This window comes from Cyanobacteriota bacterium (assembly GCA_025054735.1).
In the GTDB taxonomy this organism is placed as follows: domain Bacteria; phylum Cyanobacteriota; class Cyanobacteriia; order SKYG9; family SKYG9; genus SKYG9.
In genome coordinates this window covers 1-11,310 of the sequence record JANWZG010000078.1, presented here as the reverse complement: position 1 = coordinate 11,310, position 11,310 = coordinate 1, and the positions used below count along the sequence as shown (strand labels likewise).

The following is an 11,310-nucleotide window of genomic DNA, read 5'->3' as shown; positions in this document are numbered from 1 at the left end:
TTGATTCACTTGACAGCTACCCTCTAGCCAACCCGCATGAAGGTTAGTCCACTTGCCAGTGCTAATGTCTTGAATAGCGGCAATGATTGCTGCTTTATCGGTAGCCAGGGTGCTGGGTATTAGGGTTTGCACTGTGCGATCAAAGGTGGTGATACTGATGCGATCGCTGGGCAGCAGTTGGTGCACTAACTGGCGCGCCGCTGCCTTGGCGTAGGTCAGGCGGTCTTTAACTGACATGGAACTAGAGCGATCAATCACTAGCCCTACATTCAATTGAGGACGACCTAGCCCAGGTGTCAACTCAGGAGGAACTATCTTGACCAGAACATCCAGCACAGTTGGAGAGTTAGATGGCAGCACCGGATAAAGCGGAGTAATGACGATTGTTGGCAGCGTCATAGGCTAGGGATCCTTTTAGGAAAGTTAACAGATGTGCAGATAATCTCAGAGCGATACAGCACAGTAAAATTACGAGACTGGAGACTCGTTTCCAATGCCCATTAGTCACTCCTTACAGCACTTTTGGACAGTTTCCGGCTAGCCATTCACAAGACTAGTCCCAGTAGCGTTCACTAGGGTAACTAGCGGGCCAAGTTGCTCTTGACCGTTGATCGCCAATTCACTATGGCACAAAATTAGGCGGTCACTAGTGCGCGCCAACAAATCTAGCAATATGCGGCGAAGACGTTGTTCGTAGGCAATTTGCTGGTCGGCCTCAGTCCACGGATATCCAGACCAGTCATGTAAAAACAGAGCGTATCCATAGAGATAGTCAGAACCACTCAGCCAGCGGTTGTCTCCAACATCTAACCAAAACTGCCAGCGATGGTGACAGTGCATGGCTCGATATTGAAAGACGTTAGCTAAGGTAATAGCACGATCGTCCCTGAGTGTTGATCGTACTGGAAATGGATTAGCAGTAATCGTACCGCTACGCAGCAGTTGGATAAATTGGGCAACTGTGGACTCTTGACTGCTATTTTCCAACTGGCGTTGACGTAACCGGGTATCTACCTCCCAGTAGTGTTGGGCTGTTTCCATTAGCTCACGCAGAGCTGCTACTTGTTCGTAGGGTAAATGACTACCACCCCAGAGAAATTGCTGAATTGCTCGATCGAGCAACACGATGCCACTCGGAATTAGGCGTTGGGCCTGTTGTTGTTTTTGGGTTTCTAGCCATTGCAATAATTGCTCATAGGCTGCGGTTGCCTGATAGCCAAGGCGATCCCAGCGTGGGAATGCATGAATTGGCAGCAGTCGAGGTTGGTCGGGATGGGGTTCAAAGCAATGATCAGCAAGCAACCCAGCGCGCACTGGATCAATGGCAGTGCTAGCCAGTGGAGAATGGGGGATGGAGATGGCTGAGCCTTGAAATTTAGTCCCAGACAAAACGACAAGCATTTCTGCTACAGCCTCTCGGTTAATTAGCCTACCCATCCCAGGGTAGACCAGGGTTAACAAGGTTAGCAGAGCACGGACGATTGCCGAGTTGATTAGAGGACGTTGTTCATTCAAAACATTGGTGGCAATGCCCTGCTGGGAAAGCATGTCGCTGAGGGTGTAGCGGGCGATCGCATCTAGACCTGGAGCAATAATGGCAATGTCTTGAGGCTGAACGTGGTACCTATCAACTGCTTGGATAATCAGGTCAGCAATTTGTCGCAACAGTTGGGCACGAGCCACGGTTTGAATGCTCTGTACAGTAGGCGAGGGTAGTTGTCCCAAGCTAAGAGGATTGCTCACCAACTCTAGCACGTCCTCAGCCAGGGTATCTGCTAGGGAGGGTGAGGGACGATCGGTTAGGGTTTCTACCTGACAACGACTGGCTAACCTAGCCAGCATGGCTGGATCTGCCCCCAATCCTAAGCGCACACAGCCATCAGGATTATAGGTGAAGAATCCTACGGATCCTTGATCCAGCAGTGTTGTGAAGAGGTGATAGGCAATAGCAGGATAGTTATCCACATCATCGGCCAGCACTGCCCAATAGGTGGTTTGCAGATGGCAACGGTAGGTTTCATCAGGCAGAAGATAGCGCCAATACAGCTCAGCCGCAATACCATAGGTAAGTAATCCTTGCTGTAAGCACCAGTCTCGCCAAGTCAACATCGCGTTGCCGATCGCAGACCACGGGGCTGGTTGTGTGTCAGTATTTGCAGTCAGGAGTCCCTGCGCTAACAGCATCCCAATATCTTCTGCAGGAATTCCAGCTAGGGCTGCCAGTTGAAACCAATCCAAAATTCGACGCACCATGCGCGATGCCGTTACCCCCGGTTGCTGCAAATTGCCCGCATCTAGCTGTGGTTGCCATAGCCGCGTTGCCAGTTCTTGCTCTGTTTCAGGACGCAGGCGAATAGGAAATTGAGCCTTAAGGTTCAGGCGTTGCACTAATAACGCCCAAAACAACATGACTTTATCCGCAAAGAAACCCAGAGGAGTTACGGATTGGATAGGGCATTGTCCGTGGGTGGCTAAGGTGAGACGATCGGTCAACTCAAGGCGGTTATCCCCTGTATCAGCAATCACTAATATGTGGGAGGCATAGTATTGCAGGCGTGCCTGCTGAGATAGCATGGGTTGCGGTAAGGGTGTAATGCCACGCTGGTGAAGCGCCATGGCCTCGTTGAAGCCTGTGGTGCTCCATGCTACAAACTGATCAACTAGCCTAGTCGTCTTGCCCGTGCGGGTTGCGCCAATAATCCAGCGGTTAGGATGCGTCATCGTTTCATAACGTTAGGGTCAGTGCTCCGGGTGATAATCGTGTTGCGATCCCCAATTCTGGGTAGGCTAAATCATAGCTCTGATTGACTCGTCACTGCCCATCCTGCATCACCTATGGACGCTTTTCAACTTGCCAACGATTCCATTCGCAAAGCCGACTATGTTCGCTGGCATCGCCATCAAAGCCGACGACAAATTCTACGATCGCAACTAGGGTTTAGTTTACCTAGCTCTTCCCGACCTCAACCTTGTCAGGGTTGTAGCAACTATCATGGCATTGCCTACGGTTATTCTAAAGATACTAGAACTGTTCTAATTTGCGGTATTCACCCTAATGGTTGGCACGGCGGAGATACCTGCCCCGACTGGCTGGGGGTATAGCTACACGACCAAAATATAGTTGTTCGTTACGGGGGGAGTTTTTCCTAATTACCCGACTAAGCACTGACGGACACATTGACACAGGAATGCTCTAGGTTAGAATCTGATGAGAAAAATTTCCTGGTGACTATTCTGTGAAGATTAGCAATGTTTTTTCGCAGGCAGTGCTCTCAATTGGGTCTGCCATAGCTATCGGCTTCTGTTTTGGCGATCGGCTGCTGGCACAGACAGAACCAATGCCGACTCCTCCCTTGCCTAGCGATGTTGCCTTTAGCATCTCTATTAGTACCAAACTAGAAACTTGGCAAGACCTAAAGCGATTTCACCTCTTTCGTGAGTTTTATCTCGCTGCCTTTACAGATTTAGAGCTACCAGAGAATCTCGACATTGAGGCAGATATTTTGTCTTGGCTGGGCGATCGTGCCCAGGTGGTAGTGCTCTCTAGAACAGGCAATGGCAACCCTGCGCAGGAACTGCAAGATAAACTAGCTGTCATCGTCCCCATTAGGGATATGGAGCGCTATAACGCTGCTTGGAAGAAGCTGCAAGCAAACGACACAGCTATTGTAGAGCGCAGCTACCGTGGCATCACCATTCAAGAAAGTCGAGATACTACCCTGCCTGGATGTCAACTTAGTGATAGCAACAATATTGCCCCCCCTGACTTGCCAACCATATCCTCAGCACCGCTGACAGATACTCAAACCAAAGTTGCTCAAACCGAGCAAGCTGTTAAACCGCCAACCAATGACTCTACCTTACTAGAGACCTGTATTGACCTTGTAGCAGCTACAATGCCAGGTTATGCCGTTTATGCTATGTCACCGAAGGCTGTGGAAACAGTCATCGATGCGCAAGTTGATTCCACTCCATTGGATCCTAAGCTGGCTCGTACTCTCCAACGGCCCGCAATGTCAGGATCCTTGATGGCAATCTATATAGATTTGCCCAAGACAGTAGATTGGGTAAAGGCGTTTGCTGCCTTGCAGGCTTCTAGTGATGGAGACATGGAAGCCGTTCCACCAGTGTTGGAGCCTGGAAAGACTAAGCCATTGATAGGTGACTCTACCTCATCTCTATCACAAGGTTTACCTGCACCTGTACCATCCCCAGACGCTATGCCTCCGGGAACTGCTGAACCATCTGCCGATACCCCAGTCAACGATCCAGTAGCTGATATTGACCGCTTCTTTGCCCCGCTGCTGCGCGACTACGATGCAGCGGATTTCTTTATCTTTGCTCAATCTGAGGGGGTTCGTCTTCAGGGTAATACCTACTACAAAGAGTCCAACCCAGAACGGGCTGATGCAGAGTTACCAGGAGCCAACAGCATTTTACGGTTGGTGCCGGGTTCCACCTACGCTTTAGGTAACAGCCGCAACCTGAAGCAACAGTGGCAAGAGATTGTGGAAGCCTTTGAACAGGATGATGACTTAAGAGGTATTTTGGCCACGATTCGTAGCGGGTTTAAGGCATCTACTAGCTTGGATTTAGACCAAGATGTAATTGCATGGATGGATGGAGAGTTTGGAGGGTTTGTCTACCCAACCAAGCGCGGGCCAATTGCAGGACTGGATCCAACCTTTCAGGTCGGGATGGCGTTTATGATTCAAACTAGCGATCGCCCCACTGCCGAAGCAGCTATTCGCAAACTGGAGGAGTCCATTGTATTTAAGCTGGGCGAAGATTTTGGTATCAAGCGCCGCACGATCGCAGGTCAAGCAATTACCAGTTGGGAGTTCACATTACCCTACTATTCCTACAGCGTTCTCGCCTATGGTTGGGTGAATCAAGACACCCTACTAGTTACACAAGGCACGGAAAACATTGAAGAAATCCTCAAACCCCGTGGTAAGTTGCTTCCTGACTACTACACCTTTATTACCGCAACCAATACTCTGCCGCGTCCTAATCAAGGCTATGCATATGTAAACATGGGATCTGTACTCGCTCTGGTGAACACAATTGTGCCTAGCTATGCCCGCGCTGATGAAGATTTTCAACTAGGAATGCGGATCTTGGCAACTATTCGCAGTTTTAGCAGCACTAGTTCCACAACGGCTGACTACGACCAAGGGGATGTGTTGATTGTCTTGGCTCCCGTGCTGCCTAAGCAGGAATCACAAGTTGGTCAACTAGCAGCTATGATTCGGCGGCGTGCTGTTGCTTTTCCACCCTTGGGGAATTTTGGACGATAGGCGTGGCCATGAGGATGTCTAGCTAGCTGGCCCATTAGCAGGTGCAGAGTCATAAACTTTGGGCTAAAAGTGGGCTGTAACTGAAATGTAGTGTTATAACGTGGTTAAGCGCTTGCGCTAACCTGCAAAGTTGACGTTTTGGGCATAGAGGAGTTTGGTGATGCGCCAACCATCATCTGTTGTGTTGTTATTGTTGCTAGCTGTCGCTACAGGATTCTTTAGTGGTTGCACGATTGGAGACGATACCGCCACAGCACCATCACCATCGCCCACAGTTCCCAAGAGATCGCCATCTCCAACCCCTGTAGCTGCCCGTCCAGTTCTGCCAAATGTCAACTTAGTGCAGCCAACCAATCCTGAACAGCGTGTGCCTACGATTAGACGAGGGCGTACTGAAACCTTTAATGATCCCTTTAACGTTGTTCCAGTTGTACCTAGGCTTCTGCCACCGCTTCCCTCACCTTCACCCGGTGGTAATGCACAAACACCCGGTGGTAACGCGCAGACACCTGGTGGTAACACTCAGGGCAACCTCCCTAGTATTCCCAATACGCCAACAGCAACTGGGCCTCAGGCTCCAGTTGTTCCCGAGTTGCCACCATTACCAGAGCCAACCCTTGCCCAAGCAGTTGAAGTCACTGGCATTGTGCAGTTACAGAATGGTGACTTTCGGATTGTGCTTAAGGCACCCCAGGAACAAACACCTCGCTATGTTCGCATTGGCGATCGGGTGTCTAACGGCCAGGTTTTGGTGAAGCGTGTAGAAACCGTGGGCGACACTCAAGTTGTTGTTCTCGAAGAAGTTGGTGTTGAAGTGCGTCGGGCAGTAGGAGAAGCAGCAGCGACATCTGCTAATGCGCCTAGTGCTTCGGTGGTGCTATCACTATCCCAGCGAACTGGTAACAAAATTTAATCTGCAATGTGAGCCAAGGATAACGTCGGGATAGTACGCTGTAAAGCATCAAGCTGACATGCTCACGCGAGATAAGGAAAAAAGCAGTTATGGTTCAACGTGGTTCTAAAGTTCGGATTCTTCGTAAAGAGTCTTATTGGTTTCAAGATGTTGGTACCGTTGCGTCAATCGACCAAAGCGGTATCAAATATCCAGTGATTGTTCGCTTTGACAAAGTTAACTATTCTGGCATTAATACAAATAACTTTGCTTTGAATGAAGTTGTGGAAGTAGAGGCTCCCAAGGCAAAAGCTTAGGGTGCAGTGCAATCTACAGCTATTCCCGTAAAGGCGATGTGGGGAGGACTGGTTTTCTCTTTACGTCGCCTTTAAGCATTCTTTGAGAACTGTTTCCCTCACATTCAAGTCTAAATGGCTTAGCCCAAACCATGTAGCAATCTCCAATCTACTTAGGACGCTGGTAGTCAAGGCTTAAGCCTTCACTAGGAGCCTGAACAGTGATGATCAATTTGTCCTAAACCAGCCAATTTTTGCTACAACCCCCCTTAACAGTGACTATTTGTTGTGACTTGGTGCTATGGCTGCCACGATCGCCCTGATTGCCCATGACTCTCGAAAAGACCTGATTGTGGATTTTGCCCAGCAGCATCATCCAGTACTATCTCGCTATCGACTAATTGCCACAGGCACAACCGGACAGCGAATTCAAGAAGCAACAGGACTAACCATAGAGCGCAAGCTATCTGGCCCCTTGGGGGGAGACACACAAATCGCTGCTGAAATTTGTGACGGGCAGGTTTGTGCTGTCATCTTTCTAGTTGACCCTCTATATGCCCAGCCCCATGAACCAGATATTCAGGCATTGCTGCGGGTTTGTAATGTCCACAACATTCCTCTGGCTACGAACTTACCAACGGCGGAGGCGATTATAACCTATCTAGCCAAACGTCTTGTCGCCCACCTTGTGTTTAACCCTGCATCTGGACAAGGTGACCCTGATGAGGAATTGGCACTTATTCGCCAACTACTTGACCCTCATCTAGACTTGCAAATTCACACGACAACAGCAACCGATGATCCCCGCCACTTAGCCGAGATGGCCGTTGCTGCTAACGCTGACGTAGTTATCGCCTCTGGAGGAGATGGCACGGTCTCCGCTGTGGCAGGTGCACTTATTGGCACAGGCATTCCCCTTGGCATTATCCCTACAGGCACCGCTAATGCGTTTGCGACAAGTCTAGGATTACCCCGATTGCTGACGATACGAGCTGCTTGCCAGGTCATCTTGGCGGGTCATAGGCGCACGATCGATGCAGCTACCTGCAATGGCAAACCCTTTGTTTTATTGACTGGTGTTGGCTATGAAGCAGAGGCTGTTGAACGAGCAAGCCGAGACCTAAAAGCTCAGTGGGGAGCCATGGCCTACTTTATGGCTGGGTTCCAGGTTTTAGATGACCATAAACGGTTTGACGCTGAGATTGAAGTTGATGGTCAACGCTTTCTCTGCCAAGCTCATGCTATCACTATTGCAAACTCTGCTCCTATTACCTCGATCTTGGCGCAGGGGTCGGGCAATGTGGTGTTTGACGATGGCCTGTTGGATATTACTATCATCACGGTGGAAGGCAAGTTGCAAGCGATCGCCACGCTGTTAACAATGCTGGGTGGCGCTTTGGTTAAATCAGCTTCTCAACAACAGAATGTAGTCTATGGTCGAGCCAAACGGTTGCAGATTAGTACTGACCCGCCCCAAAAGGTTGTAGTCGATGGAGAAATCGTGGGTACTACCCCGATCGTAGTGGAATGTATTCCTAAGGGCTTAGTGATTCTAGCCCCCTCGTCTTAAGTTCAATCAAGCCAAGCAGATGTTTGAGAAACTAAAACATACCTCGGCAACTGCTGGCAAATTAGAGTACTTTGACCGTTGACTCACAACCCTAGCCTCAGCTATGGTTCTGTACTGGTTTTACAACATGCAATTTCGTTGTAGGGCCACCAGTGCTACTACTGATTGGTGCATCGATTATGGATGTGGGTATGCTAAGGGCAAACGTGAATAAGTTACAGAATTGCTACAAGAACGCAGGTTGTGATTTGTCCAAGCTTAATTTGGGTGTTTCTGACCTATGGCGTTGCACGTTAAGTCATTACTGTAAACCAATCTAAACCAATACACTGTGTTTCCCTAAGCAATGTCAACTACACAATTATCAACTGATCGGTCAGCTAAGTCTATGAGTTCTGTACCACCTAACAAATCACCAGACGTTAGTGCAGTTGATGACCATGAATTTGATTACATGCAGGATGTGATTGGTGCAGCTACCTTTGACCTTAATGGCTTGCCAAAAGACTATTACCTTACAGAAGAGAGTAGTCATATCAACTGGGTACAGACGATTTTTCAGGCGTTAGGGCTGCGATCGCTATTGATGTCATCACTGCAACTAGAGGGGTTTCAACATGCAGTGGTCAATGGCTCTGATTACAGTGCCATCGTGGTCAAGCAGCCAGCACGCTATGTAGCCTTATTGATGCGCCATACCGAGAGTACAACCATCACCCCAGCCTTTATCCATTGGGTGCAAGAATTTGACCCTAGCCGACTCTGTAGTGATGAGCGGTTCCGTGTCACCTAAGTCAGTCTGGAAATTAGGTGCATCCCACTTACGCAAATAAGCCCTCACCCCCCAGCCCCTTCTTCCTGCCCCCTTGGCCCCCCGCGAACGGGGGGTTGGGCGCGGGGGAGCCGGATTGGAAGTCCCTCTCTGTCCTCAAGATACAAGGGTGAGGGCTACACAAGTGGGATGCACCCGGAAATTACTGACTGCCCATTGCCAGTAGTCTACCGGCTAGCTATGGTTGTGGGGTAGTCTCTTCTAGATGGGTTCCATGCAGCCGCATAATCGTCGTTTCCAATCCTCTGTATCCCTGAAGTCTTGGTCTGTAGCGTTAGCTCTACTTCCTGTCATCACACCACCCCTAATCGTTGGGATAGAGTCTCTGCCTGCTCAGGCTATGACTAGGCTGCCCTGGACTAAGAGTGCTTCCTATCTATCTTTTGCTGGTGACGACCCATCATTTGCTGCTGTCCTATCCCTAGGTTCTGCCAATCATCTGTTACCCCTTCAGGTAGCTCAAGCCTCACCCCGCGAACAGGAGGCTCTGCGCCTTAACCGTGAAGGTAATCAGTTACTGGCACAACGCCGTTCTAGAGAGGCATTGGCAAAATATCTTGAGGCGTTAAAAATCTTGCAAGAGGTGGGAAACCGCCAAGGTGAGGGGGTGTTGCTGCTGAATGTAGCTAATGCCTACGAGCAACTGAACCAAGATGCAGAGGCATTGCAATATCTGCAACGATCGGTGGCTGTGCTTCGAGAGGTAGGTAACCGAGGGGTGGAAGCTAGTGCGCTTGGCAATCTGGGTGTAGTTTACGATCGTGTAGGTCAACCAGATCAAGCTATTGCTGCGTTCCAACAGGCGTTGGCAATTCAGCGTGAACTGGGCAACCGCGAAGGTGAGGCTACGGTGCTTAGCAACATGGCAAACGTCTATCGTAGCCTAGGCAAGTTTCAGCAAGCACTGGAACTGTTAGACCAGGCGATCGTTATCAAGCGTGACATTGGCGATCGCAGCGGCGAAATGGCTGCCCTGACCAATACAGCAGCTACCTACAATGCCCTAGGCCGCTCTGACAAAGCTCTAGACCTCTATCAGCAGGCACTAGCCCTCAGCCGAGAACTGAAGGATCGCAGCGCAGAAGCGACATTACTCAATAACCTAGGACGCACCTATGATCGGCTTAATCAGTTGCCTAGGGCATTGGACTACTACCAGCAGTCATTGGCCATGCTCCAAGCAATTGGCGATCGCCGCCGCGAGAGCCTTACTCTGAGCAATATTGCTAGTGTTTACAGCCGATTGGGACAACGCGATCAAGCCATTAAAGGTTACGAACAGGCATTAGCCATTGTTGAAGCGTTGAACGATCGTCCCAGTCAGGCGACGATTTTGAATAACCTTGGCGCGCTCTATGGTGAGCTTGGCAATCGGCAACGAGCACTAGACTACTACCAACGCTCTTTACCATTGCTCCAAGCAGTAGGTAAGCGTGTGGAAGAAGGCATTACCCTCAGCAACATGGGGCTATCGTACCTAAACCTAAAGGACTATAGGAATGCGGAGCGGTATTTGTTCGCAGCAGTAGAACTCTGGGAATCTCTACGGCCAGGATTGACAGATCAAAACAAGGTCGCTCTGTTTGAAACCCAGTTGTTTACCTATCGCTCGCTGCAAGAGGCACTGGTTGCTCAGAGGAAAGTAGAGCAGGCGTTGGAAGTTTCTGAGCGCGGTCGATCGCGGGCCTTTGCTGAGCTATTAGCCAGTCAACTACAGGCAACTGACACAACTAGCAAGCCCTCGGATAACTTGACCACGGCTCAAACTCTCAAGCCGATGACGATCGCCGCTATTAAACAGGTAGCCAAGGAGCAAAAAGCAACCCTGGTGGAATATTCCATTATTGGCGATGACTTGCTCTATATTTGGGTTGTTCAGCCAACTGGAACCGTTGCCTTCCAGCAGGTTGACCTCTCAAATCTTCCCCGTGAACAGGGCATTTCACCGTTATTGAGCTTAATTAACAACAGTCGTGCTAATGATTTGGGTGTTCGCGGTCGGGGAATTTCCTTTGTAGAAGACATCACCGCCGTGCGACAAGCAACAGCACAGTCGCAGTCGTCAGGAGGCAACGATCGCCCCCATCTGCAAAGACTCTACACAATTCTGGTGCAATCCATCGCCCAACATCTGCCCACCAACCCCAACGATCGCGTCATTTTCATCCCCCAAGGAGAATTATTTTTTGTGCCCTTTCCTGCCCTGCAAACTAGCGATGGTCAATATTTAGTGCAAAAACATACAATTCTCACAGCACCAGCCATTCAGGTATTGCAACTAACCCACCAACGGCGGTTAGCAACCACAGCAAGCAGCCCATCCCTCTTAACCAATGCTCTGATTGTGGGCAATCCCACTATGCCTAGCATTGGCAATCCCCCCCAGCAGTTGTCTAGCCTGCCGGGGGCAGAGGCAGAAG

The 11,310-nt window shown here is 49.8% G+C and carries 9 protein-coding genes; 7 read left to right on the top strand and 2 right to left on the bottom strand.

Translation table 11 applies throughout. The features are described 5' to 3' along the window. Together NZ772_05665 and NZ772_05660 are read right to left on the bottom strand one after the other, a co-directional pair. The coding region (locus tag NZ772_05665; GenBank protein ID MCS6813046.1) for a VWA domain-containing protein at window positions 1-399 on the bottom strand (399 nt) is incomplete at its 3' end. A gap of 138 nt (window positions 400-537) precedes the next feature. Then, a complete protein-coding gene (locus NZ772_05660; protein MCS6813045.1) occupies window positions 538-2,721 on the bottom strand; it encodes a recombinase family protein in 2,184 nt (727 codons plus the stop codon). A 114-nt stretch (window positions 2,722-2,835) separates the two neighbouring features. On the opposite strand from NZ772_05660, the gene NZ772_05655 reads away from it, so the two are divergent. The 7 genes from NZ772_05655 to NZ772_05625 form a co-directional block, all read left to right on the top strand. Continuing rightward, entirely contained in the window at window positions 2,836-3,102 is a 267-nt protein-coding gene (locus NZ772_05655) for a hypothetical protein (protein MCS6813044.1), read from the top strand. A gap of 134 nt (window positions 3,103-3,236) precedes the next feature. After that, the gene (locus tag NZ772_05650) at window positions 3,237-5,300 is read left to right on the top strand and encodes a DUF3352 domain-containing protein (protein MCS6813043.1); all 2,064 of its coding nucleotides are present in this window, start codon (window positions 3,237-3,239) and stop codon (window positions 5,298-5,300) included. Between the two features lie 160 nt (window positions 5,301-5,460). Beyond that, the gene (locus NZ772_05645) at window positions 5,461-6,213 is read left to right on the top strand and encodes a hypothetical protein (GenBank protein MCS6813042.1); all 753 of its coding nucleotides are present in this window, start codon (window positions 5,461-5,463) and stop codon (window positions 6,211-6,213) included. A gap of 89 nt (window positions 6,214-6,302) precedes the next feature. After that, window positions 6,303-6,509: a photosystem I reaction center subunit IV gene (locus tag NZ772_05640; GenBank protein MCS6813041.1), complete on the top strand. Its 207-nt coding sequence runs from the start codon at window positions 6,303-6,305 to the stop codon at window positions 6,507-6,509. A gap of 280 nt (window positions 6,510-6,789) precedes the next feature. Next, window positions 6,790-8,058, top strand: a complete 1,269-nt coding sequence (gene mgsA / locus NZ772_05635) for a methylglyoxal synthase (protein MCS6813040.1) — start codon at window positions 6,790-6,792, stop codon at window positions 8,056-8,058. A 388-nt stretch (window positions 8,059-8,446) separates the two neighbouring features. Next, window positions 8,447-8,851, top strand: a complete 405-nt coding sequence (locus NZ772_05630; GenBank protein MCS6813039.1) for a hypothetical protein — start codon at window positions 8,447-8,449, stop codon at window positions 8,849-8,851. Window positions 8,852-9,104: 253 nt separating this feature from the next. Beyond that, window positions 9,105-11,310: CHAT domain-containing tetratricopeptide repeat protein (locus NZ772_05625; GenBank protein ID MCS6813038.1), on the top strand; the 2,206-nt coding region annotated here is incomplete at its 3' end.